Origin of the sequence: Rhodococcus mengyinensis (genome assembly GCF_048381435.1) — a bacterium.
In the GTDB taxonomy this organism is placed as follows: Bacteria; Actinomycetota; Actinomycetes; order Mycobacteriales; family Mycobacteriaceae; genus Rhodococcus_F; species Rhodococcus_F opacus_D.
The window spans coordinates 276,101-298,778 of sequence record NZ_JBLWIT010000038.1; the positions used below are offsets into that span (position 1 = coordinate 276,101).

Consider the following 22,678-nt stretch of genomic DNA (forward strand, 5'->3'; position numbering starts at 1 on the left):
CAACTGTCGAAGCCGAATCCAGTCGACCGGCGTCGCTGCTTCAGAAACCGGTGGCTGCGACGATGCGGCCCCCGGCGACGGCCTCGAGCAACGCCGCATGGTCTCGGGTGTTCTGCTCTGCGTACGTTTCGGCGAATTCTCCTATCGCATGATCGAATTCGGTGTCGTCCCCGAGATAGGCGGCGATCGCGATCCGGTCGCCGGCCCGCGCGTGCGCATAGGCGAGGACCCGTGCACACAATCGCCCGTACAGCATCATGGTGGCGGGTGTCTGCGATTCGACCACCGCCGAACCCTTGCCGTCCCTCAGTTGGCGCACGTAGAAGTCCCGCTCGACGCCGTCGGGGCCCGCGCCACGTTCCCAGCCCAGGAAGATGTCGCTCGCGGCCTGCATCAGCCGCTGTCCGCTGACCACTCGCTCGCCCTCCGCAGCGAACGACGGGCCGTCGACGTAACTCGACAGCACGGACGGACCCGCCTCCTTCACCTGCAGAAACAGCGGATCGTCGTCGTCTGCTCCCAGCATCAGAATGATCCAGGTGCGGGTGCCCACACTGCCGACCCCGACCACCTTGCGGGCAATCTGCACCATCCGGAACTGGTCGTAGAGGACGCGGTGGTCCCACCGCAGAGACTGCACATACGCGTTCAGGCGATGCCGTAGGTCTCGGTACAGCGATTCGAGGTCTTCGCCCGCGTACAACTCCTCGACCGGGACCAGCAGAGGCGGGTTGCTGATGATCCGCCTCTCCCCGTCGACGACGGCGGTCAGCTTGGAGAGCGCTTGGACGCTGTCCCGGCGCCGCGCCTTCTCCAGAGCTGTGCTGGCGCGTTTCCTCTGCGACTTGTCCAGCTCGTCTCGAAGTCCCACGAGTTCCGCTGTGGGCTCGATGTGGGAGTACCAGACGCCCAGGTTTCCCAGTTGCGCCTGTCTGGCGATGGTTTCGCGGTATTCGGCGGCGCACGCGCGGGTGATCTTCCTGGTCTTCTTGCCGCTGAATCCGTTCTCCTGCGCCGCGATCGCGAGGCTCGAGACCAGGCGTTTGACATCCCATTCGAAGGGACCGGGATGCGTCTCGTCGAAGTCGTTGACGTCGAATGCCAGCCGACGTTCCGGGGTGGCGAAGATTCCGAAGTTACTCAGGTGCGCGTCACCGCAGAGCTGCGTGCGCAGGCCGGTGGTAGGCGAGTGGGACAGGTCGTCGGCCATGATCGCGGCGCCGCCGCGGTAGAAGGCGAAGGCCGTCGCCGCCATACGTCCGTACCGGATCGGAACGAGTTCCGCGACTCTCTCCGTCGCCTGCTTCTCGAGGAGGCCCACCGGGTCGCGCCGATCGGCCACACCGTGCTCGGCCAGCGCGGACGGCGGAGTGTCTCGACGGGCGGCCGTCCCTCGTTGTGCGCGCTCGGCCCGGCTCGGATGGGTCACCCGGTCGTCGTGTTCCGCGGAGTGCGTCATCGGGCCGCCGTAGATTCCTCGGACATGGCTGTCTGCCTTCCTCGAGCGACGCGATATGGCTTGTCGGTTGCCCATTCTCCTCCGCCCGGAGGGCGTTGGCGGCAAATACCAGCAGGTTCATCGGCAAAGGGGTGGGCTCGGCGGTGCCGTTCTGCTTGAATTGATGTATGTGCCGGTGGATGGCGTACTCGGGTGAGCCGATCCTCGCCGAGGAGCTGTTGTTCCGACCGGTTCATTCGCTGATCGATCAGAGTCTGCACTCGCGGCTCGGGGCGACCACCACGAATGGTGACGGCTTCGGTATCGGCTGGTACGGCGAAGGCAGTGAGCCGGCGGTGTACAAGAGCATCGAACCGGCCTGGAACGACAGCAATCTGAGGGAGATCGCCGGTCAGGTGCGAACACCGATGTTGCTCGCGCACGTGCGGGCCTCGACCGGTACGCCGGTGCAGCGCAGCAATTGTCATCCCTTCCGGCACGGCCGGTGGTTGTGGGTGCACAACGGCGCACTCCGCGGTTTCCACGAGATCAGACGCGACCTGGTGATGGCCGTCGACCCGACGCTGTTCTCCGACATCGAGGGGTCCACGGACTCCGAGGCCCTGTTCTTCCTCGCACTGACGTTCGGCCTCGCCGACGACCCCTTCGGCGCTGTCGCCCGGGCGGTCGGCTTCGTCGAAGACGTCGGCCGGACGTACGGGGTCGAGCATCCGGTGCAGATGACCGTCGCGACCACCGACGGCGAATCGCTGTGGATCTTCCGCTATTCGAGTGAGCGGCAGTCGAGGTCGCTGTTCTTCTCCACCGAGGTCACGAAGCTGCGCGCTCTCCACCCGGAGGTCGAGGTGCTGCGCGAATTGAGCGGGGAGACCCGCTTCGTGGTCTCCGAACCCCTCCGCGACCTCGAAGGCGCGTGGAACGAAGTGCCGGAATCCTCCGCCGGCGTGGTCCGTCCGGGCGACGACGAAATCCGGCCCTTCGAACCGATCTCACCGGCCTGACTTCGCACAGCTCACTTGGCGGTGCTCTTGCGGGGCCGCCCACGACGCGCGGTGGTCTTGGCCGGAGGCGCAGTCTTGACCGGCGGGTTCTCCGATTCCGGTTCCGCGTCGGCGGTGGATTCTTCGGACGGATCGTCGCGCCAACTGATTTCGATCTCGATCTCGGTCTCGTCGCCGTCGACCTCGATCTCGAGCTCCCACTGGACACGGTCGCCGACGACGACCGAAATCGAGTCGCCACCGGAGCCCAGTTCCACCTCGGAGCCGCTCGCGAGGGCCTGCCCGAGCGCGATGAGCCGGTCGGACACCTCTTTCCGGGAGAGCTCGGACTTCCTCTTGATCTCCAGCTTGGGCACGGCGACTCCTCACCTCGGTGCAGTGTCTCATCACCGTAACCGTCGCGCGTCCGGTGCCCGGATCGAACGGATAACAATCCGACGCTGCAGCTTCGCCGTCCCCGCGCATGGGGGACACTCGGTGCAGCGGAATGGACGGACGGTGGGCCTCCTATGACCGAAGAACCGAGCAACGGTGGTTCCGAGCGGGCAACGGGACCTCGGCGGACGCTCGCGATCCTGCTGGCAATGGCGATGTTCGTGCTCGTCGTCGACACGTCGCTGATGAACGTGTCGATCTCGTCGGTGGTTCGCGACCTCGACACGACCGTCAGCGGCGTCCAGGCCGCGATCGCGCTCGAGGCGCTGGTTTCTGCCGCGTTCATCCTGATCGGCGGCAAGGTCGGCGATCTCATCGGACGCAAGCGGGCGTACGTGCTGGGCCTGCTCGGCTACGCCATCGGTGCGTCCGCGATGGCGCTCGCACAGAGCCTGACCGCGATCATCATCTTCTGGGCGATACTCGGTGGAATCGGCGCGTCACTCCTGTTGCCCGCCATGCAGTCCCTCATCCACGGCAACTTCGAAGGCGCCGCGCAGAAGAAGGTCTACGCCCTGGTCGGGGCGGCGGCCGCGATCGCCGCTGCCGTCGGACCGCTGCTCGGCGGTTTCATCACCACCTACCTCTCGTGGCGCGTCGGGTTCGTGCTCGAGGTCGTCATCATCGCGGTCGTCCTGTCCGGCATCAAACTGGTCCAGGATGTGCCGTACACGGGGCCCCGGGTGATCGATCTGGTGGGCGCGGTCCTCTCCGTTCTGGGGATGGGCGGCATCGTGCTGGGAATCCTGGTGTGGCAGGAGGGTGGCGAGTCGGTTGGTGCGCTCCTGGTGATCGGTGCGGTCGCGCTGGCCGTGCTGGCGTACTGGCTCGTGCGGCGCAAACGTCAAGGGAAGCCTGCTCTCCTGGACCCGGATCTGTTCCGCTCCAAGATCTTCCGACTGGGCATCTCGGGGCAGATGCTCCAGCAGATCGCCCTGGGTGGCACGATGATCGCGCTGCCGATCTACCTGCAGATGGTGCTCGAGTACAACGCGATGCAGGCGGGATTGTCCCTCGCACCCCTCTCGCTCAGCATGTTCGCAGTGGCGTTGCTCGCGGGCAAGAAGGCCGGCGACCGGCGACCGAGCAGCATCATCCGCTGGGGATTCGTGCTTCTGACGATCGGGATCGCGGCACTGATCCCGATCGTGCCGCGCGCCGAGTTCGGCTGGGGCCTGGTGATCCCGTTGGTGATCGCCGGATCCGGGTTGGGATTGCTGGTATCCCAGCTCAACAACTACACACTCGCCCCGATCGAGGAGGAGCGGATCAGCGAGGCCGCCAGCGTCAATTCCGCAGCGGGATCGTTCGGGCTCTCGTTCGGGCTGGCGTTCGCCGGCGCCATCATGCTGGCAACGCTGTCCCTCACCTTCACCTCGATGGCGGAGTCGAGCACCGTGCTCCCGCCGGCAGAGCAGCAACAGGTCGCGCAGGTGCTCGAGGAGGACGCCGAAGTCATGAGCAACACCCAGCTCGAACAACTGCTCGTCGACCAACCCCCGGAGATTCAGGACGAGATCGTCCGCATCAACACGGACGCACGACCCCTCGCCCTTCAAATCGCTCTACTCATCCCCATCCTCGCCGGCCTCATCGGGGTGTTCAACTCGTTCCGCATGAGGCGGATCCCGGACCCGACACCACAGAACTCCGGCGAAGGAACAAGCCTGGGCTGAAACCCCAACACCTCGACACCGCACGGGTCATGGGCACGACTGTCGTTCAGGAGTTTTGCGGGTTTACCGCTGCGGGCGCTTCCCAGGCGGCCGGTGTGCGTCCGGCGTACTGTCGTGCTTCGTCCATGAGCGCCCGCGCGGGTGGTGTGAGGTGGGTTCGCCGGCAGACGGCGGCGACGTGCAGATAGGACTCGGGGACGATGCGGTGCACGGTGGCGCCTGCCTGCCGGGCCGACGGTGCCCACGACGACGGCATGACGGCCTGCCCGAATCCGCTGAGCACCATCGGCAGGATCGACGTCCGGTGGGCGACCTCGGCGACGATGGTGGCGGCGACGCCACTGGCGAGGACCTCGTCGACGAGTGTTCGCATCAACGACCCCCGCTGCGAGACGATCAGGCGGAAGCCCGACAGTTCCGATCTCCGAATCTCCGGGCGGGCCGGTGTTTCGGCGCCCGGGCCGGAGATGAGGATCAGCGGCTGGCTTTCGAGCGCGACGACGTCGAGTTCGGGAGCACGCACCGCGGCGGGTGAACCCAGGATCCCGATCTCGCAGACGCCGGTGCGCACGGCGTGCAGCACCTCTTCGGGAGTGAACGCCGCCTCGGCATTGACGGTGACCGAAGGATAGGTGCGGCTGAAGCTGGTGAGGATCGTGGTGAGGGGTTCGATCCCGGGTGACGGCATCGTGATCAGGTCCACGCGACCGGCGCGCAACCCTTTCAGTGCATCGACGGAGGCCTTCGCGTCCTCGAGATCGCGCAGCACCACGCGGGCGGGACCGACGAGCGTTTCGCCGGCGTCACTGAGCACCAGCCGGCGTCCGACGCGGTGAAAGAGCGGTACCCCGAGTTCCCGTTCGAGCGCGGATATCGACTGGGACAGCGAGGGCTGCGCGATCAGCAGTGTTTCCGCTGCGCGGTTGATGCCTCCCTGATCGACCACGGCCAGGAAGTACCTCAACTGACGCGCGTCCATCCGAACCCCTCGTTTCCATCGAGCCGCGCCGAACCCTGGAGTGCGACCGCTGCGTGGACACTTACTCTACCTGCGAATATGCGTTTCGATTAGGTCAAACCTATAAGCCGGATCGACTCTTGGTCATGGACGCTGCGCGATTGTGACGGGTTAATGAATGCATCACACACTGTGACGAGCACAACACGATGGAGGCAACGACATGGCACCGCAGACGTTCAAGATTGCATCGATCCCCGCCGACGGCGTCGGCAAGGAGGTCGTCGCTGCCGGACGGCGCGTGCTCGACGTCCTCGCGGAACAGTCCGGTGGGCGTTTCGCCTTCGAGTGGGAAGAATTTCCCTGGGGGTGCGGGTACTACGAGCAGACCGGGAAGATGATGGCCGACGACGGCCTCGACACCCTGAAGGCATTCGACGCCATCTACTTCGGTGCGGTCGGATGGGAGAACGTCCCCGACCACATCAGCCTCTGGGGGCTGCGGCTCAACATCACCCAGAACTTCGACCAGTGGGCCAACGTCCGCCCGGTGAGGTTCCTCCCCGGCGTGCGGTCGCCGCTGCGCAAGGCCGACGACACCGAACTCGACTGGGTCGTCGTCCGGGAGAACAGCGAGGGCGAGTACGCGGGCCTCGGCGGACGTAACCTCAGCGGCCGCGGACCGGGCAACGAGGTCGCACTGCAGACCGCGCTGTTCACCGAGAAGGGCTGCGAGCGCATCATGCGGTTCGCGTTCGACCTGGCTCGCACCCGCACCGTGAAGAAGGTGTCCAGCGTCACCAAGTCCAACGCCCAGCAGTACGGCATGGTCCTGTGGGACGAGGTCTTCGACCGCGTCGCCCTCGACTACCCCGACGTCGCGACCGAAAGCGTTCTTGTCGACGCCATGAGCGCCAAGTTCATCCTGCACCCGGAGGACCTGTCGGTGGTGGTGGCGTCGAATCTCAACGCCGACATCCTCTCCGACCTCGGCTCCGCGCTGGCGGGAAGCCTCGGTGTCGCGGCGAGCGCGAACCTCAACCCGGAACGACGCTTCCCGAGCATGTTCGAACCCGTTCACGGTTCCGCACCCGACATCGCGGGCCAGGGCATCAGCAACCCGATCGGCGCGATCGCCAGCGCCGCCCTGATGCTCGACCACTTCGGACTGCACGACGAGGCACGCCGCGTCGAAGCCGCCATCGAGGCCGCCACCGCGAGCGGAGCACTGACCCGCGACATCGGCGGCTCGTCGGACACCGACGCCGTCACCGAGGCGATCGTGCACGCCCTGCAGACTGCGCTGACCCCGGCCTGACCGCCTTCCATCTGCACAGCCGGCCCGGCTCGGCAGGATCTGCCGAGCCGGGCCCTCACCCCTCGAACGGTCGGTAACTCTCGGCCACCCCGTCTTCACACCCGAACACTCTCACCCGAGGTGAACGTCATGGAAATACCCAGCAGCGCAGCGACTTACCAACCGGCGACTGTCAAGAAACCGTGGTACACGCAACTGTACTTCTGGGTTCTCATCGCGATCGTGCTCGGCATCCTGGTCGGGTGGCTCTGGCCGGACACCGGCGAGGCGATGGAGCCGATCGGCACCACCTTCATCACCGCGATGAAGATGCTGATCTGCCCGATCGTGTTCCTGACGATCGTCGGCGGCATCGCGAGTGTCGCGGACCTGAAGAAGGTCGGGCTGACCGGAATCAAGGCGCTGACCTACTTCCAGGTCGGAACGATTCTTGCGCTGCTCACCGGCCTCGTCGCGATCAACCTCTTCCGCCTCGGGGACGGGGTGAACGCCGACGCCGCCTCGCTGGAAACGACCGACTCCGCCAACAAGCTGATTCAGACCGGTGAAGAGAAACAGTGGTGGGAGTTCATCACCCACCTGGTCCCGGACAGTGTGTTCGGCCCGTTCGTCGAGGGCGACATCCTGCAGGTCATCTTCCTCGCCGTCATCTTCGGTGTCGCCATCAACGCGGTAGGACAGATCGCCGCACCGATCCGGGACGCCGTCGAACGCCTGACCGCGGTGGTGTTCAAGGTCCTGAGCTTCATCATGAAACTCGCACCCCTCGGTGCGTTCGGCGCCATGGCCTTCGCCATCGGCAAGTACGGTGTCTCCACCCTCACCAGCCTCGGCAGCCTGATCCTGCTGTTCTACGTCACGTCCGCGTTCTTCGTCTTCGTGGTCCTCGGATCGGTCATGGCGTACCTGCGGCTCAACATCTTCCGGATGCTCGGCTTCTTCAAGGAAGAACTCCTGCTCATTCTCGGAACCTCCACCGCCGAGCCCGCGCTGCCCGGCCTGATGCGGAAGCTGGAGTACGCCGGCGTCAAGAAGCCCACGGTGGGACTCGTGGTGCCCACCGGCTACAGTTTCAACCTCGACGGGGCAGCCATCTACCTCTCTCTCGCGGCGCTGTACATCGCGCAGGCCACCAACACCGACCTGTCGATTCCGCAGCAGCTCGGCCTCCTCGGCGTCATGTTGTTGACGTCCAAGGGCGCCGCAGGTGTCGCCGGAGGCGGATTCATAGCGCTGACCGCAACATTGAGCACACTCGGCACCATCCCCGCAGCCGGCATCATGCTCATCTTCGGTATCGACAAGTTCATGTCCGAATGCCGCGCCCTGGTGAACTTCATCGGCAACGCCGTCGCCACCCTGTTCGTCGCCAAATGGAACCACGAACTCGACGTCGACCGCGCCCGCCGCGTCTTCTCCGGCCAAGTACTTCCTCCGCCCGACGGTGACGTCGAGAACGACTTCGACATGGAGATCCTGGAACAGGAACCACGGGACAAGCACCACCACATGATCAAGGAACCGGACGCGGTCCGCGTCGACCACGAAAGGCTCGACCCCGCGACGGCGCCCGCGCACTCCGCACAGCGATGACCGCACTCCGCACTGCACGCGAGAAAGGAAGGCCGATGAGGGTTCTGGTTGCCCCGGACAAGTTCAAGGGCTCGCTCTCCGCAGCCGATGTCGCCGAACACCTCTCGGCCGGACTCGCCTCGGCGGGAATCGAGAGCACACAGCTTCCCCTCGCCGACGGCGGCGACGGCAGCGTCGACGCGGCGGTGGCCGTCGGGTTCACTCCACACCCGGTCACCGTCGCAGGCGCCACCGGAACACCCCAGCGCGGTCGTATCGCAGTCAACGGCACCACAGCGGTGATCGAAGTCGCCAACACCTGCGGTCTGGCCACCCTCCCGGGCGGCCGCCGCGCTCCGCTCGACGCCTCCAGCCTCGGTATGGGACAAGCGATCTCGCAGGCGTTGCGGTTTCGACCCCGCCGGTTGGTCCTCGCCCTGGGCGGGTCCGCCGGCACCGACGGCGGAATGGGTATGCTCGCCGCGTTGGGATTCACGTTCGCCGACGCCGACGGCCGGCAACTGCGGGCCTGCGGCCGGACCCTGCACCAGGTCCACACGGTCGATTCCTCCCGCGCAGTGAATCTCTCCGGAATCGAGATCGTGATCGCCGGCGACGTCACCAACCCACTGACCGGACCGAACGGCGCCGCCGCCGTGTACGGCCCCCAGAAGGGCGCCGACCCCGCGACCGTGCGCGAACTCGACGCCGGCCTCGACAACCTCGTCGACGCGTTCACCCGCAGCGGCCACCCGCAGGCGCGTGCGGTCGCGAACTCCCCCGGCGCCGGCAGCGCCGGCGGCATCGGATTCGCCGCCATGATGCTCGGAGCACGCATGGTCTCGGGTGCCGAGTACTTCCTCGACCTGCTCGATTTCGACGGCTACCTCGCAGGAATGGACCTGGTGATCACCGGCGAGGGCAGCATCGACGAGCAGACCGAACACGGCAAACTCCTCGCCGTCCTCGCCCGCCGCGCCCACCCGGTCCCGGTGATCGCCGTCGCCGGCCGCAACACGCTCTCCCGGAACCGTTGGGCACCCACCGGTTTCGAATACATCCATGCCCTCGGCGACTACACCGACCGGAACACGGCCACCGACCCGGAGCTGACCGGCGAACTCCTCACCCACATCGGGCGCGACATCGGCCGCAGCTCACTTCTCCACAACGAAGGACCACGATGACTCTCACCGACGTCCATTCACCACTCGCCGCCGATGTCGGCGCGGCGTCGCTGCTGTCGCCGCGGAGGGCGAAGATCGTGTGCACGCTCGGGCCCGCCACCGCCACGGACGAGCGCACCCGCACTCTCGTCGAAACCGGGATGGACATCGCCCGACTGAACTTCAGCCACGGCGACCACACCGACCACGAAGCCAACTACCGCCGCGTCCGCGCCGCAGCCGACAACACCGGCCGAGCCGTGGGAATCCTCGCGGACCTGCAGGGACCGAAGATCCGCCTCGGCCGCTTCGCCGACGGCGGGGCGGTGTGGGCGACCGGCGAACAGGTCCGGATCACCGTCGAGGAATGCGAGGGCACCCACCACCGGGTCTCGACCACCTACACCCACCTCGCCCAGGACGCCCGGCCCGGTGACCGACACCTCGTCGACGACGGCAAGATCGCACTGACCGTCACCGACATCGACCGCAACGACGTCGTGTGCCGGGTGACCGAAGGCGGCCCGATCAGCAACAACAAGGGCGTCTCCCTCCCCGGAATGAACGTCTCCGTCCCCGCCCTGTCCGACAAGGACATCGACGACCTCGAATTCGCCCTGCGGCTCGGAGTCGACCTGATCGCCCTGTCGTTCGTCCGCGCCCCCACCGACATCGACCGCGTCCACGACGTGATGGACCGGATCGGCCGCCGGGTCCCGGTCATCGCGAAAATCGAGAAACCCGAAGCCGTCGACGACATCGAGGCGATCGTGCGCGCCTTCGACGCCGTCATGGTCGCGCGCGGCGACCTCGGGGTGGAACTCCCCCTCGAACAGGTGCCGTTGGTGCAGAAACTCATCGTGCAGATCGCCCGGGAGAACGCCCGACCGGTGATCGTCGCCACCCAGATGCTCGAGTCGATGATCGACAACTCCCGCCCCACCCGGGCCGAGGCGTCGGATGTCGCCAACGCGGTCCTCGACGGCGCCAACGCGGTGATGCTGTCCGGTGAAACCTCCGTCGGCGCCTACCCGACCGAGACGGTCGCGACGATGGCGCGGATCCTCTCCGCCGTCGAACACCAGTCCACCACCGTCCCCGCCCTCACCCACACTCCCCGCACCCACGGCGGGGTGATCTCGTTCGCCGCCCGCGACATCGGCGAACGCCTGGGCGCCGCAGCGCTGGTGGCGTTCACCCAGTCCGGGGACACCGCGCGACGACTCGCCCGCCTCCACACCCCGCTGCCGCTGCTGGCATTCACCCCGGTACCCCAGGTGCGCAACGAACTCGCCCTCACCTGGGGCACCGAAACCTTCCTCGTCGACCCGGTCGAATCGACCGACGAGATGATCCGCCAAGTCGACACCGCCCTCCTCCGACTGGGCCGCTACCGGCGCGACGACCTCGTCGTCATCGTCGCCGGCTCACCCCCACACACCGTCGGATCCACCAACCTCATCCACGTCCACCGGGTCGGCGAGGACGACTTCACGAAGTAGACGCTGCCGCCCTCTGGAGAAGGTGCGGACGCGTGGCCCCGACGGGGTTGAGCTGCTCGTAGGCCCGTGCCACGTCGAGCAGGAACAGGTCGTTGCCCGGGGCGGCGACGATCTGCACGCCGACGGGCAGACCGTCGGCGCTGAAGCCGGCGGGAACCGAGATCGCGGGGCAACCCAGCACCGTCACGGTCAACGCGGACGTCATCCAGTCGAGGTAGTCGTCGCAGCGACGGCCGTCGACCGCCGCCGGGTACTCGAGCTCGGCGTCGAACGGGAGCACCTGCGACACGGGCATCACCAGGATGTCGTGGTGGGTGAAGAACTCGACGGCGCGCTGCTGGATCTCCGCCTGCGCCACCATGGCTTTCGCGACATCGTCGGCGGAGAGCCGGTCTGCCTGCCGGATGTTGTCGAGCAGCGACGGCTTCAGCAGTTCGGGGGTGGCGTCGGCGCGGTCACCGAGGTCGATCTTGAACCGCCATGCCCGCAGTGTGCGGAACACCCACTCGGCGTCGGGAATCGACGGCGCGTCCTCGGCCACCACGGCACCCGCGGCGGCGAAGATCGACGACTGCCGGTCGTGAATCTCGCGGACCGGCGCGTCCACGGGGAAGATGCCGTTCAGATCCGCGGACACCGCGACGCGCAGACCCTGCAGGCCGGCGACACCGAGACGCGGCGCGACGGCGTCGGCGCTGAGCGAACTGCGGATCCGCGCGTCGGGTCCGGAGATCACCGACAGCAGCAGTTCCAGGTCGTCGACGTTCCGGGCCATCGGCCCCTGCGTCACGAGTGAGTCCCAGGGCGCGCTGTTGGGCCAGCACGGAACACGGCCGGGGGTGGGGCGCAATCCGACGACGTTGCAGAACGACGCCGGGTTTCGCAGCGAACCGCCCATGTCGCTGCCGTCGGCCAGCGGGACGAGTCCCGCACCGAGCGCCGACGCGGCGCCGCCGCTCGAGCCACCCGCGCTCTTGGTGGGGTCGTACGGGTTGGTGGTGGTCCCGAAGACGGGGTTGAACGTGTGCGAGCCGGCGGCGAATTCGGGGACGTTGGTCTTGCCGATCGTGACGGCCCCGGCCGCGATGACGCGTTCGGCGATCAGCTCACTGGTCTCTGGCACGTTGTCGACGAGGAGCGGTGAGCCCGCCACCGTGGGGAATCCGGCGACGTCGTGAGTGTCCTTGAACGCGAACGGTAGTCCGTGCAGCGGCCCCACCGGGGTCCCGGCCGCAGTCTGCGCGTCCGCGGCGGCGGCGGTGGCGTGCGCGCGGTCGAGGTCGAGGCTGACGAGCGCGTTGACCGTCGGATTCACCTGCGTGATCCGGTCCGTGTGCAGGTGGAGCAGCTCGCGGGCCGAGATGTCCTTGCTACGCAGTGCGGCGAGCATCTCTCGCGCGGTCGAGTAGTGATCGATGGTCATTACGTGGTCTCCAGGATCGGGGTGGCGGCCGGAAGGTCTTCCGACGACGCGGAGGTCGGGGTGCGGGGACGGGTGGCGCGGACGACGGCCTCCACGACGGCGATTACCGCGAGGTTGAGGACCAGGCCGCAGATGCCGGCGTCGATGTTGGCGAGGTTCAGTTCGAAGACGGTCATCACGATGACGGTGAGCATGCCCACGACGAGTCCGGCGAACACGGATTGCTTGGCGAGCAGAGGCTTCTCGGGCAGAGCCAGCGCCAGACCGGGAGCGAGCTGGCTGAGACCGCCGAACGTGAGCAGCAACAGGTTGGCCAGCAGATCGGGGCGCGTCAGGCCGAGTACGAGAGCCGTGGTGGCAGCCGCGATCACGACCAGGTGGTTGAACCGGAGCTTCGTGCGCTCGCTTTCGATCTTCACCAGGTTGTGCGACGCCAGCGTCGAGATGCCGATGCAGATGGCGCCGGCAGGCAGCATCGCGGCGGAGGCGGCGGCGATCGCGATCAGTCCGAGTGCCCAGTTCGGCAGGGCTCCCCCGGCCAGCGTGAGCAGGACGGCGTTGCTGCTGGTGTTGGGATTCAGCGCGAGGATCCCGACGAAGCCCAGCATGATCGGGAGAATCATGACCACCTGGTACATCGGCAGAAAAGTGTTGTTGGAGCGGATCACTCGACCGTTCTTCGCGGCCAGCAGTGGCGGCCAGAGATGCGGAGTGGTGAGGAACCCGCAGCCGATCGCGGAGATCAGCAGGCTCGTGGTCCACCAGACCTTGTCGTAGTCGCCGGGATTCACAGTCAGCATCTCGCTGTGGGTCTGGGCGATCTGGCCGAACACGTCGCCGATGCCACCGGCGAAGTGCAACGGGATCACGATGGACAGCACCACGACGGCGAGCAGGATCAGGACGTCCTTGACGTAGGCGGTACGCGCGAGGCCGTGAATGCCGGCCCACAGCACGAATCCGACGACGAGGACGGTCGCGACGATCATGCTCAGCGTGCCCGAACTCGCGCTGCCCGTGACGAGACGGACGATCAGACCGAGTCCGGTGATCTGCAGCTGCAGGTACGGCAGCAGGAAGATGATGCCGCACAGGGCGACGAGCCGGCCGAGGAGCGGGCTGCGGTACCGGTCCGCGAAGAAGTCGGCCTGGGTGATGTATCCGCGGTCCTTGCTGAGTTTCCAGATTCGCGGTCCGATGAAATACAGGGCCACGTAGCCGAGTGGGATGTACGGGATGGCGTAGGTGGCGCCGATGCCCGCGGTGAACGCGATACCGGCGACACCGAGGAACGTGAACGTGGTGAACGATTCACCGGCCTGCAGGAAGAAACTGGTGACCACACCGAAGTTCCGTTTGCCGACCGTCCACTCGCTCAGGTTCTGAGCGCGTTTCCGGCGTCCACCGACCGCGATCACGGCCAATCCGATCATGCCGGCCAGGGTGATCCACAGAGCTGAGTTCGTCATAGCGTCGCCTCCTCGAGCTGGCGGTCGTCGCTCCGCTCCTCGTGCGGCCGGACGAGGCCGAACTCCACCGCTGCCAGGGCGGGCAGCAGCAGGAGCACCCAGGCCGAGCACCAGACGAGCAGCCGGGGCATTCCCAGCCACAGGTCGGCGGTGTTCACAAACGGCAGCCACACGGCGGTGACGAGTGCGAGCACCGGGGCGACCGGGGCGAGCAGCAGCCAGCGGCGCTGCGGCGAATCCTCGATCGCCCCGAGAATGGCGTCTCGTTGCATGCTGTTCCTTCTTCCATCCGGGGAGTAGAGGAAGCATGCGTGGTGCGGATCACAGCACTCAACAGCTGGACGAGGTTCGGCGAAATCGGCCACCAGCCTGTCGGAGATCGCAATCAGGCGTGCCGGAGGGGCCGCCAGATGTCGAAATCCGTCACATTGCCCGCCCGCTGCGTTTGACCGCCTGCACCACCATGTTGGTTTCCAGGGCCGCCGCGTCCGCCACCCACGGCGCGGTGGTGATGTAGTCGTAGAGCACCGACTCGTCGGGCGCGGCGATGTTGGCGACCACCTGGTACTCGCCCGCCGTGCCGGCGGCGTACCGCACGTACGGCATCTCGAGCATCCCCCGCACGAGCGGTTCGATCCGGTTGCGCTGGGTCTTGATGAACAGCATCGCCTCGGCACGCAGCCCGAACAGGGCCGGATCCACCACCACCCGGAGGCTGATCGCACCCTCGGCGAGCAGCGACTGGACGCGTCGCCGGGCCGTCGCCTCGGACACGCCCGCGGTCCGGGCGAGCGCCGTGGTGCCCACCCGCCCGTTCTGCATCAGCTCGCGGATGATCGTCCGGTCGACGGGATCCCGGGTGCCGCGTTCGAGGTCCGTGAGGAAGGTCGCCGGAGGCGACACCCCGCCGATCGCTTCCTTCTCGGCGGGGGTCAGCACTCCGGCCTCCCACTCGCGGACCGTGCGGAAGTACCGCAGCACGGGGTCGGTCCAGCTTCGGACCACGCCCATCGTCGCGGGCAGTTCGTCCATGACGAGCTTCGGGAGGCGGTCCCGGGACACGTGGATCTCGGCCACACAGTCGGCGGTGCCGGTGAGGATGTACACGAAGATGCAGTCGCTGCGCTGGGCGAGGGCGCTCGCCGCCACCCGAACCGTTCCCGGGGAGCACTGGAGGCGGACGATCGCGGTGCCGCCGCTGTTCGCGACGGCGGTGACGGCCACCCGGCCGGACTCGAGGAGCGCGATGCCGTGCCGGGTGACGTTCCGCTCGGGTTCGCCGAGCGCCTGGGCGATGCGGCTCCAGGAGCACCGCCCGTCGACCTGGAGGGCGGCGACGATCCGCTGATCGAGCGAGAACCTGCGTTCGGTCATTGCAGCCGCCTGCCCTCCATGCAACGTGTGCATGCGATGTTAGGCCAGTCGGGGGTGGCGAGAATCCAGATGCTGTTTGCGGCTGATATCGCGCCCCACGTCGTGACTCGAAATCGCTGGTCTGCAACGGAATACGTGTCGCAACGGGACCGCAGACGGACAAGCTGAACCACCAAAGGTTAGGCTAACCGTATATGGTCGTGACGTGGCGGTGCGCATCGCCACGCGCACCGCAGTTGTCCGCTACGAAAGGTGATCGCATATGCAGTCGACGGCCGTTGCCGAGTCCGCAGAGACTTCGGCGGACCTCCCGCCGGGCGCGCCGTTCATTCTCTCCCGCCCGCACGGCACCGTGATCGCCGACGGCATCCGCACCGGTTACGACTCCGCCCACGACGCCGCCGCGGCCCTGCGGAGCGGCACCGCGACGTCGGTGGTCGGCGCGCTCGCCTTCGACCCGTCACATCCCGCCGCGCTGATCGCACCACAGACGCTGCGTCATCACCCGGGAAGCTGGTCCCCTCGACTGCAGGCCCTTCCGCGCGTGCGCGCCGGTGCGTCGATTCCCGCGGAGGACGAGCACATTTCCCGGGTCGCCGCCGCCATTCACGTGCTGCGGGAACCCGAGGCCACACTGCACAAGGTGGTGCTCGCCCGATCGGTCGTCCTGCACGCCGACGAACCGCTGCATCCGCACGCACTGCTCGCGCAACTCGTCGCGAACGACCTCGGCGGCAACGGCTTCAGCGTCGATCTGAGCGCCGCAGGCACAGGCTGGTCGGGACGGCACCTCGTCGGCTCGAGTCCCGAGGTGCTCATCCGTCGCCACGGCGACACCGTGACCTGCCACCCTCTCGCCGGATCCGCTCCCCGGCACACCGATCCCGAGATCGACCGGCTGACCGCGGAAAACCTCGCGTCGTCGGAGAAGAACCTGCGCGAACACGCCCTCGTCGTCGACGCGCTGCGTGCGAGCCTCGAACCGTTCTGCACCGAGCTCGACATCCCCGAGCGGCCCACCCTCACCAGCACACCGCAACTGTGGCATCTCGGCACGCCCGTGTCGGGACGGCTGCGGGACCGCTCGGTGACCGCACTAGACCTCGCCGTCGCCGTGCACCCGACCCCGGCCGTGTGCGGCACCCCCACCGACGCGGCGCGTGCGCTGATCGGCGAACTCGAGGGCGACCGCGGCTTCTACGCCGGCGCCGTGGGCTGGGCCGACGCCGACGGTGACGGCGAATGGATGGTCACCATCCGGTGCGCGCAGATCGACGCCGACCGCACCACCGTCACGGCGTACGCCGGCGGCGGCATCGTCGCCGCCTCCGAACCGGACGACGAACTCGCCGAGACCACAACCAAACTGGGCACAGTCCTCGCCGCACTGGGACTTCCCCGATGAGCGGCACGACACTGGTCGTCGGGGCGGCCCAGGGCATCGGGCGGGCCACGGCCGTCACACTGTCGCGGTCCGGCCACCGCCTGGTACTGCTCGATCGTGATGCCGACGGCCTCGCCGCCACCGCGGCACTGCTCGACACCCCGCCGCTCGGCACCGCCGTCACCGACATCCGCGACACCGCCGCCGTCACCGACACCGTCCGCCGGATCGAGGACGAGCACGGACCCATCACCGCACTCGCGCACGTGGCGGGTGTGCTCGAGACCGGATCGGTGCTCGATACCGACCCCGAGAGCTGGCAGCGGGTGTTCGACGTCAACGTCACCGGCCTCGTCAACGTGCTGCGGGCGGTCGGCACCGGAATGCGCGAGCGTGCAGCCGGTTCCATCGTCGTGGTCGGCTCCAACGCCGCGGGCGTCCCCCGCACCGGCATGGGCGCGTACGGCGCGTCCAAGGCCGCCGTCTCGATGATCGTCCGGGTACTCGGTCTCGAGCTGGCCGAATACGGGATCCGCGCCAACATCGTCGCCCCCGGCTCGACGGACACCGCGATGCAGCGGTCGCTGTGGTCGGACCCCGCCGACGACACCGGAGCGCGCGGGGCGATCGACGGAGACCTGGGCACGTTCAAGGTCGGTATCCCGCTGGGCCGCATCGCCGACGCCGCCGACATCGCGGACTCCGTCGAGTTCCTGCTGTCGGAGCGGGCACGTCACATCACCATGCAGGCGCTCTACGTCGACGGCGGCGCTACCCTCCGAGCCTGACGACCCCGAACAGCCATGCCCGTGAAAGGACTTTCGATGACCACGAGCGTTCGCGCTCCCCTGGAGACCACCGTCGGCTACCCCGCCGACCTCGCCGCGCGCTACCGTGACGCCGGGTACTGGACGGACGAGACGTTCCAGCAGTTCCTGGGCGCCCGCGCCGAGCAATTCGGGGACGCGATCGCCGTGACCGGGCCGGACGCGTCCGGGGTCGACCGTTCCCTCACCTACCGGCAACTGTCCGACCGCGCCGACCGGCTCGCCGCCGGGCTGCAGTCGTCGGGGGTGCAGCCCGGCGACCGGGTGGTGGTGCAGTTGCCGAATGTCGTCGAGTACGTCGAGGTGATCTTCGCGGTCTTCCGGCTCGGCGCACTGCCGGTGTTCGCGCTTCCCGCGCACCGCGCCCAGGAGATCTCCTACTTCTGCAGCTTCACCGACGCCGCGGCCTACGTCGTCACCGATACGCACGCCGGATTCGACTACCGCACCCTTGCCCGCGACGTGGTGGCCTCGGCCGAGAATCCGCCCCGAATCATCGTGGCCGGGGACGCGGAGGAGTTCACGTCACTCGACGAACTGCGGGCGGCGGAACCGATCTCGGACGGGCCGGCGGTGGGTCCGGAATCCGTGGCATTCCTGCAGCTCTCGGGCGGAACCACCGGGGTGTCGAAGCTGATCCCGCACACGCACACCGACTACCTGTACTCGGTGCGCGAGTCGGACCGCATCTGCGGTGTCGACGAGAGCACCCGCATGCTCGTCGTTCTGCCTGCGGCGCACAATTTTCCGATGAGCTCACCGGGCATCCTCGGTGTGCTGCACGCCGGTGGTCGCGTGGTGCTCGCGCCGGATCCGAGTCCCGACACCGCGTTCGCGCTCATCGAGAAGGAGGGCGTCACGATCGCGTCGCTGGTGCCGCCGCTCGCGTTGGCGTGGCTCGCCGCCAGTGGTCGCACGGAACGCGACCTCTCGAGCCTCGAGGTGCTGCAGGTGGGCGGTGCCAAATTCAGCGCCGAGGCCGCGAAGCGGGTCCGTCCCGAACTCGGGTGCACGCTGCAGCAGGTCTTCGGGATGGCGGAGGGCCTGGTCAACTACACCCGGCTCGACGACCCGGAAGACACGATCGTCACCACCCAGGGCAGACCGATCAGCCCCGACGACGAGGTCCGGGTCGTCGACGACCGGGGCGAGCCCGTCCCGAACGGCACGTCCGGTCATCTGCTCACCCGCGGCCCGTACACCATCCGCGGGTATTACCGGGCTCCCGAACACAATTCGACGGCGTTCACCGAGGACGGCTTCTACCGCACCGGCGACATCGTCCGGCTCACGGACGACGGCTACCTCGTCGTCGAGGGCCGCGCGAAGGACCAGATCAACCGCGGCGGCGAGAAGGTGGCCGCGGAAGAGGTCGAGAACCACCTCCTCGCACACCCCGCCGTCGCCGACGTCGCGGTGGTGTCGATGCCCGACCCGTATCTCGGTGAACGGAGTTGCGCGTTCGTCGTGGTCCAGGGCGAGCAGCCGAAGGCCGTCGAACTCAAGAAGTTCGTCCGCGGCCGCGGACTCGCCGAATACAAGGTGCCGGACAAGGTCGTGTTCGTCGACGAGTTCCCGGTCACCGGCGTCGGCAAGATCAGCAAGTCCGATCTGCGGCGGGCACTGGAGAAGACGTTCGTGACTTCGTGACCCCACCCGGCTATCGGGACAGCCTCCCCAGCAGCGCGGACGCGACGGCGATCCCGAGCACCGCGGCCGCCACGAGCACCCCGAAGTCCAGCCAGTAGTTCGTCGGCTGGCCGATCAGCAGCCCCCTGAGTGCGGACACCTCGTAACTCAGGGGGTTGACGCGGCTGATCGCCTGGACCCACCCCGGCATGAGTTCCACCGGGTACAGCGCGTTCGACGCGAAGAACAGCGGCATCGTGATCGCCTGCCCGATCCCCATCAGCCGGTCACGTTTGAGCACCACCCCGGCGATGGCCACCGACAGGCACGAGAAGAACGCCGCTCCCAGCACCACGACCGCGACGACACCCAGAAGTCGCACCGGATTCCACGTCATTCCGACGCCGAGCAGCGCCGCCACGACCACGACGACCACGGCCTGGGCCACCGCGCGAACACCGGCCGCGAACGCCTTACCCGTCACGAGAGCCGCACGCGGAGTGGGTGTCACGAGCAGTTTGGTCAGGACCCCGGCGTCGCGTTCCCAGATGATCTGGATGCCGTAGAAGATCGCCACGAAGAGCGCCGACTGGGCGATGATGCCCGGCGCCAGATAGTCCAGGTAGGGGACGTCGCCGGTCGGGATCGCGCGGATGCGGCTGAACGTCTCCCCGAAGATGACCAGCCACAGGATCGGCTGGATCGCGCGGGTCACCAACTCCGTGCGGTCGTGGCGGAGCTTCTGCAATTCGACCAGACAGAACGTGACGATCCGCGACAACAACCGGAGCGCATCCCGGGTCGGCGGTTCAGCCCAGACGGCGGGCAGTGCGGCGGGCGCTACGGACATCCCGGAGCCCTCCCTTCTCGTCGGCGGTGAGGCTGTCACCGGTGAAGTGGCGGAAGACGTCGTCGAGCGTCGCGTCCGGCCCCAGTTCGGCGACGAGTCCCGATGGGGAACCGACCGCCCGCAGTTCGCCGCGGTGCATCAACGCGACCCGATCACACAGCGCCTCGGCCTCTTCCATGTAGTGGGTGGTGAGCAGGACCGTCATCCCGTACTGCTTCTGCATCTCGGTGACGCGGGTCCACACCGAATCCCGCGCCACCGGATCGAGCCCGACCGTCGGTTCGTCGAGCACCAGCAACGACGGCCGGTTGACCAACGCCTGCGCGAGTTCGAGGCGCCGGACCATGCCGCCCGAGAAACTCGACGCGACCCGGTCGGCGACGTCGGCGAGATCCACCGTCTCCAGCACCTCGTCCACCCGGCGCCTGCGTTCGGAACGGGGTACGTCGTAGAGGCGGGCGAGCCAGGACACGTTCTCACGGGCGGTGAGCGCGCCTTCGATCGACAACTGTTGCGGCACATACCCGAGCAGCCGTCGAACGGCCATCGCCTGGGTGCGCACGTCGAACCCGAAGATGCTCACGTCGCCGCCCTGCAGTGGGAGAAGGGTGTTGAGCAGTCGGATCGTGGTGGTCTTCCCCGCCCCGTTGGGGCCGAGAAGGCCGAAGCACTCCCCCGCCTCGATCACGAGGCTCAGGTCCTTCACCGCGGTGTAGTCCCCAAACGAGTAGGTCACGTGCGACAGTTCCAGCGCGTCGCCTGCCGACCGCTGTCGTGCGGCGGTCTGCGCCCTGCGAAACATCATCTGACGACCTCCCGATCGGTCGGCCCGGCCTGGTCCGGGTGGAGCGCTCCGGCGAGGCGGGTGATGGCGGGTATGGCGGATTCGATGGCCTTCCTGTCCTCGGCACTCAGCCCGTCGAATGCGGCGGCGACCTCGATGTTGCGGCGGTCGCGCCAACGCTCGACCTGTGCCCGAGCGTCGTCGGTGAGCGCCAGGCGGGCGACGCGGCGGTCGGACTCGTCCCGCACCCGTTCGACCAGCCCGGCGTCGGTCAGTTGCCGCACGAGGGTGGAAACGGTGTTCGCCGCGAGGCCCAGGGCCGCCGCGGCCTCCGCTACGGACGTGCCGGGCCTGCGACGGAGCAGACGCACCAACTCCACCTGTGACCCCGTCAACGGGGTCTCCGGCCACGGCCGCCCGACTCGACGGCGCGTGTGCCGGCGCAGCAATCCGATTGCGGCGAAGAGCTGTTCGGCAGGCGACTCGTTCTGTGCCATGAAATCAATATAGCTCTGTTTCAGAGGTATTACGAGGGCGGCTACGCTCGGGCATGCACAAGCGAGTTCGGATGATCGAGGTGACGAGGAGACGTCTGCATGTGCCTGGTCCTGTTCGCCTGGCATACCCGCCCCGACCTCCCCCTCGTCGTCGCGGCCAACCGCGACGAGTTCTACGCCCGCCCCACCGAACCGCTGAGCAGGTGGGACGACGGGTTCCTCGCGGGCCGCGATCTGCTCGCCGGCGGCACCTGGATGGGAATTGCCGACTCCCGGCGATTCGCGGCCGTCACCAACGTCCGCAACGGCGCCCCCTCGACCGGGGCGCGGTCCCGCGGCGCCCTGCCCGTCGACTACCTCCGCGGCGGGCTGTCACCCGCCGACTACGCCGAACAGGTGGCCGCGACCGGCGCCGAGTACGGCAGTTTCAACCTGCTCGTCGGCGACCCCACGGAACTGTGGTGGGCCACCAACCGGCCCCACGGCAGGCGGCAGCGGGTGGAACCCGGCGTCCACGGCCTGTCCAACGCCGAACTCGACACGCCGTGGCCGAAGGTGACCGGCGGCAAGCAGGCATTCGCGGCCGCCCTCGCAGCCGACGACGGCAGCCCCGAGGCCGACCCGGGGGCATACTTCGACGTGCTCGCCGACAGCGACCCCGCACCGTGGGACTCACTGCCCGACACGGGCATCGAACCCGAACTCGAGCGCGCCCTGTCGTCCCGGTTCATTCACTACGGCGACTACGGGACGCGGGCGTCGACGCTGCTGCGGGTCCGGCCGGACGGCACCTTCGACATCACCGAACGACGGTTCGACGAGAACGGCCCCACCGGCGAGGTCCGCTTCCCCGCACGTGAGTGACAAAGTGTGCTCCCGCACGCTTTGCCACTCACGTCAGGTGAGGGAGGAACGGATGACGCCCGCCGTCTGATCGAGCGCGATCCTGCTCGGCGACTTCGGCATTCCGCGCAGCCCGAACCCGTCACCGGCCGTCCGGGGAACGACGTGCAGGTGGACGTGGAAGACCTCCTGGCCGGCGGCGATCCCGTCGGCGAGGAACAAGTTGACGCCCTGGGCCCGCATCGGCCCGTGACGCAGCGCGGTCGCGATGCGCTGTCCCACCGCGAACACCGCCGCGCCGTCGCCCGGGTCGAGGTCGGCGAGCCCGCTCGCGTGCCGCTTCGGGACCACCAGCAGGTGTCCGGACGTCCACGGCCGGATGTCCATGAACGCCATCACGTCGTCGTCCTCGTGCACGACGCTGGCGTCGGATCGGCCCGACACGATCTCGCAGAAAATGCAGTTCACGGGGTAGGCACCTCCGGTGCTTGTGCGCCTTTTCGGTAGTCCC

21 protein-coding genes are annotated in these 22,678 nt (G+C 67.8%); 10 read left to right on the forward strand and 11 right to left on the reverse strand.

The genetic code is table 11. The features are described from left to right. Positions 1-40: 40 nt before the first annotated feature. Positions 41-1,459, reverse strand: coding sequence for a DUF2252 domain-containing protein (locus ACNJ7E_RS06055; RefSeq protein ID WP_418339374.1), 1,419 nt, complete (start codon positions 1,457-1,459; stop codon positions 41-43). Positions 1,460-1,638: 179 nt separating this feature from the next. Between ACNJ7E_RS06055 and ACNJ7E_RS06060 the strand changes: the two genes are divergently transcribed. Beyond that, the gene (locus ACNJ7E_RS06060) at positions 1,639-2,460 is read left to right on the forward strand and encodes a class II glutamine amidotransferase (protein WP_280778753.1); all 822 of its coding nucleotides are present in this window, start codon (positions 1,639-1,641) and stop codon (positions 2,458-2,460) included. Positions 2,461-2,471: 11 nt separating this feature from the next. Here the strand turns inward: ACNJ7E_RS06060 and ACNJ7E_RS06065 are convergent, their stop codons facing one another. Then, positions 2,472-2,816 carry an amphi-Trp domain-containing protein gene (locus ACNJ7E_RS06065; RefSeq protein ID WP_280778754.1) on the reverse strand — a complete coding sequence of 115 codons (345 nt, stop codon included), beginning with the start codon at positions 2,814-2,816 and terminating at the stop codon, positions 2,472-2,474. Between the two features lie 153 nt (positions 2,817-2,969). Here ACNJ7E_RS06065 and ACNJ7E_RS06070 point away from each other — a divergent pair, with 153 nt between their 5' ends. Beyond that, the gene (locus ACNJ7E_RS06070; protein ID WP_280778755.1) at positions 2,970-4,571 is read left to right on the forward strand and encodes an MFS transporter; all 1,602 of its coding nucleotides are present in this window, start codon (positions 2,970-2,972) and stop codon (positions 4,569-4,571) included. 46 nt (positions 4,572-4,617) lie between these two features. Here ACNJ7E_RS06070 and ACNJ7E_RS06075 read toward each other — a convergent pair whose 3' ends face one another. Beyond that, positions 4,618-5,550: a LysR family transcriptional regulator gene (locus ACNJ7E_RS06075; RefSeq protein ID WP_418339375.1), complete on the reverse strand. Its 933-nt coding sequence runs from the start codon at positions 5,548-5,550 to the stop codon at positions 4,618-4,620. 202 nt (positions 5,551-5,752) lie between these two features. Between ACNJ7E_RS06075 and ACNJ7E_RS06080 the strand changes: the two genes are divergently transcribed. From ACNJ7E_RS06080 to pyk, 4 genes are all read left to right on the forward strand, one after another. After that, positions 5,753-6,847, forward strand: coding sequence for a tartrate dehydrogenase (locus ACNJ7E_RS06080; protein WP_418339376.1), 1,095 nt, complete (start codon positions 5,753-5,755; stop codon positions 6,845-6,847). Between the two features lie 129 nt (positions 6,848-6,976). Further along, on the forward strand, positions 6,977-8,440 hold the full coding sequence (gene dctA / locus ACNJ7E_RS06085) for a C4-dicarboxylate transporter DctA (protein WP_418339377.1): 1,464 nt from the start codon (positions 6,977-6,979) through the stop codon (positions 8,438-8,440). Positions 8,441-8,475: 35 nt separating this feature from the next. Then, complete coding sequence (locus ACNJ7E_RS06090) at positions 8,476-9,606, forward strand: glycerate kinase (protein ID WP_418339378.1); 1,131 nt, start codon at positions 8,476-8,478, stop codon at positions 9,604-9,606. After that, entirely contained in the window at positions 9,603-11,087 is a 1,485-nt protein-coding gene (pyk, locus tag ACNJ7E_RS06095) for a pyruvate kinase (RefSeq protein WP_418339379.1), read from the forward strand. Before ACNJ7E_RS06090 ends, pyk begins: the two co-directional genes overlap by 4 nt. Here the strand turns inward: pyk and ACNJ7E_RS06100 are convergent. The 4 genes from ACNJ7E_RS06100 to ACNJ7E_RS06115 all read right to left on the reverse strand — a co-directional run bounded on the left by ACNJ7E_RS06100 (position 11,077) and on the right by ACNJ7E_RS06115 (position 15,353). Further along, complete coding sequence (locus ACNJ7E_RS06100) at positions 11,077-12,510, reverse strand: amidase (RefSeq protein WP_418339380.1); 1,434 nt, start codon at positions 12,508-12,510, stop codon at positions 11,077-11,079. The genes pyk and ACNJ7E_RS06100 overlap by 11 nt on opposite strands. After that, positions 12,510-13,979 carry a sodium:solute symporter family protein gene (locus ACNJ7E_RS06105; protein ID WP_280778762.1) on the reverse strand — a complete coding sequence of 490 codons (1,470 nt, stop codon included), beginning with the start codon at positions 13,977-13,979 and terminating at the stop codon, positions 12,510-12,512. The genes ACNJ7E_RS06100 and ACNJ7E_RS06105 overlap by 1 nt, the downstream gene beginning before the upstream one ends. Then, entirely contained in the window at positions 13,976-14,251 is a 276-nt protein-coding gene (locus tag ACNJ7E_RS06110) for a hypothetical protein (RefSeq protein ID WP_280778763.1), read from the reverse strand. The genes ACNJ7E_RS06105 and ACNJ7E_RS06110 overlap by 4 nt, the downstream gene beginning before the upstream one ends. A gap of 151 nt (positions 14,252-14,402) precedes the next feature. Continuing rightward, positions 14,403-15,353 (reverse strand): Lrp/AsnC family transcriptional regulator, encoded by a 951-nt coding sequence (locus tag ACNJ7E_RS06115; RefSeq protein ID WP_280778764.1) that lies wholly within the window; start codon positions 15,351-15,353, stop codon positions 14,403-14,405. Between the two features lie 262 nt (positions 15,354-15,615). Here ACNJ7E_RS06115 and ACNJ7E_RS06120 point away from each other — a divergent pair, with 262 nt between their 5' ends. From ACNJ7E_RS06120 to ACNJ7E_RS06130, 3 genes are read left to right on the forward strand one after another with little or no spacing between them, the layout of a single operon-like run. Beyond that, on the forward strand, positions 15,616-16,758 hold the full coding sequence (locus tag ACNJ7E_RS06120) for an isochorismate synthase (RefSeq protein ID WP_418339381.1): 1,143 nt from the start codon (positions 15,616-15,618) through the stop codon (positions 16,756-16,758). After that, positions 16,755-17,525, forward strand: coding sequence for an SDR family oxidoreductase (locus ACNJ7E_RS06125; RefSeq protein ID WP_280778767.1), 771 nt, complete (start codon positions 16,755-16,757; stop codon positions 17,523-17,525). The genes ACNJ7E_RS06120 and ACNJ7E_RS06125 overlap by 4 nt, the downstream gene beginning before the upstream one ends. A 36-nt stretch (positions 17,526-17,561) precedes the next feature. After that, on the forward strand, positions 17,562-19,214 hold the full coding sequence (locus ACNJ7E_RS06130; protein WP_418339382.1) for a (2,3-dihydroxybenzoyl)adenylate synthase: 1,653 nt from the start codon (positions 17,562-17,564) through the stop codon (positions 19,212-19,214). Positions 19,215-19,224: 10 nt separating this feature from the next. On the opposite strand, the gene ACNJ7E_RS06135 is transcribed toward ACNJ7E_RS06130, so the two are convergent. From ACNJ7E_RS06135 to ACNJ7E_RS06145, 3 genes are read right to left on the reverse strand one after another with little or no spacing between them, the layout of a single operon-like run. After that, positions 19,225-20,043: an ABC transporter permease gene (locus tag ACNJ7E_RS06135; RefSeq protein ID WP_280778770.1), complete on the reverse strand. Its 819-nt coding sequence runs from the start codon at positions 20,041-20,043 to the stop codon at positions 19,225-19,227. After that, positions 20,003-20,848: an ABC transporter ATP-binding protein gene (locus tag ACNJ7E_RS06140; protein ID WP_280778772.1), complete on the reverse strand. Its 846-nt coding sequence runs from the start codon at positions 20,846-20,848 to the stop codon at positions 20,003-20,005. The genes ACNJ7E_RS06135 and ACNJ7E_RS06140 overlap by 41 nt, the downstream gene beginning before the upstream one ends. Beyond that, a complete protein-coding gene (locus ACNJ7E_RS06145) occupies positions 20,845-21,324 on the reverse strand; it encodes a MarR family winged helix-turn-helix transcriptional regulator (protein WP_280778773.1) in 480 nt (159 codons plus the stop codon). Before ACNJ7E_RS06145 ends, ACNJ7E_RS06140 begins: the two co-directional genes overlap by 4 nt. A 99-nt stretch (positions 21,325-21,423) precedes the next feature. On the opposite strand from ACNJ7E_RS06145, the gene ACNJ7E_RS06150 reads away from it, so the two are divergent. After that, positions 21,424-22,188 (forward strand): NRDE family protein, encoded by a 765-nt coding sequence (locus tag ACNJ7E_RS06150; protein WP_418339383.1) that lies wholly within the window; start codon positions 21,424-21,426, stop codon positions 22,186-22,188. Positions 22,189-22,221: 33 nt separating this feature from the next. On the opposite strand, the gene ACNJ7E_RS06155 is transcribed toward ACNJ7E_RS06150, so the two are convergent. After that, the gene (locus tag ACNJ7E_RS06155; protein WP_280778775.1) at positions 22,222-22,635 is read right to left on the reverse strand and encodes an HIT family protein; all 414 of its coding nucleotides are present in this window, start codon (positions 22,633-22,635) and stop codon (positions 22,222-22,224) included. Positions 22,636-22,678 lie beyond the last annotated feature (43 nt).

Coding starts and splice junctions, on each gene's coding strand:
- ACNJ7E_RS06145 (WP_280778773.1), bottom strand. CDS start 21,324: ATGGCACAGAACGAGTCGCCTGCCGAACAGCTCTTCGCCGCAATCGGA.
- pyk (WP_418339379.1), top strand. CDS start 9,603: ATGACTCTCACCGACGTCCATTCACCACTCGCCGCCGATGTCGGCGCG.
- ACNJ7E_RS06115 (WP_280778764.1), bottom strand. CDS start 15,353: ATGACCGAACGCAGGTTCTCGCTCGATCAGCGGATCGTCGCCGCCCTC.
- ACNJ7E_RS06125 (WP_280778767.1), top strand. CDS start 16,755: ATGAGCGGCACGACACTGGTCGTCGGGGCGGCCCAGGGCATCGGGCGG.
- ACNJ7E_RS06140 (WP_280778772.1), bottom strand. CDS start 20,848: ATGATGTTTCGCAGGGCGCAGACCGCCGCACGACAGCGGTCGGCAGGC.
- ACNJ7E_RS06070 (WP_280778755.1), top strand. CDS start 2,970: ATGACCGAAGAACCGAGCAACGGTGGTTCCGAGCGGGCAACGGGACCT.
- ACNJ7E_RS06080 (WP_418339376.1), top strand. CDS start 5,753: ATGGCACCGCAGACGTTCAAGATTGCATCGATCCCCGCCGACGGCGTC.
- ACNJ7E_RS06075 (WP_418339375.1), bottom strand. CDS start 5,550: ATGGACGCGCGTCAGTTGAGGTACTTCCTGGCCGTGGTCGATCAGGGA.
- ACNJ7E_RS06090 (WP_418339378.1), top strand. CDS start 8,476: ATGAGGGTTCTGGTTGCCCCGGACAAGTTCAAGGGCTCGCTCTCCGCA.
- ACNJ7E_RS06110 (WP_280778763.1), bottom strand. CDS start 14,251: ATGCAACGAGACGCCATTCTCGGGGCGATCGAGGATTCGCCGCAGCGC.
- ACNJ7E_RS06135 (WP_280778770.1), bottom strand. CDS start 20,043: ATGTCCGTAGCGCCCGCCGCACTGCCCGCCGTCTGGGCTGAACCGCCG.
- ACNJ7E_RS06130 (WP_418339382.1), top strand. CDS start 17,562: ATGACCACGAGCGTTCGCGCTCCCCTGGAGACCACCGTCGGCTACCCC.
- ACNJ7E_RS06150 (WP_418339383.1), top strand. CDS start 21,424: ATGTGCCTGGTCCTGTTCGCCTGGCATACCCGCCCCGACCTCCCCCTC.
- dctA (WP_418339377.1), top strand. CDS start 6,977: ATGGAAATACCCAGCAGCGCAGCGACTTACCAACCGGCGACTGTCAAG.
- ACNJ7E_RS06055 (WP_418339374.1), bottom strand. CDS start 1,459: ATGACGCACTCCGCGGAACACGACGACCGGGTGACCCATCCGAGCCGG.
- ACNJ7E_RS06100 (WP_418339380.1), bottom strand. CDS start 12,510: ATGACCATCGATCACTACTCGACCGCGCGAGAGATGCTCGCCGCACTG.
- ACNJ7E_RS06120 (WP_418339381.1), top strand. CDS start 15,616: ATGCAGTCGACGGCCGTTGCCGAGTCCGCAGAGACTTCGGCGGACCTC.
- ACNJ7E_RS06060 (WP_280778753.1), top strand. CDS start 1,639: ATGGCGTACTCGGGTGAGCCGATCCTCGCCGAGGAGCTGTTGTTCCGA.
- ACNJ7E_RS06105 (WP_280778762.1), bottom strand. CDS start 13,979: ATGACGAACTCAGCTCTGTGGATCACCCTGGCCGGCATGATCGGATTG.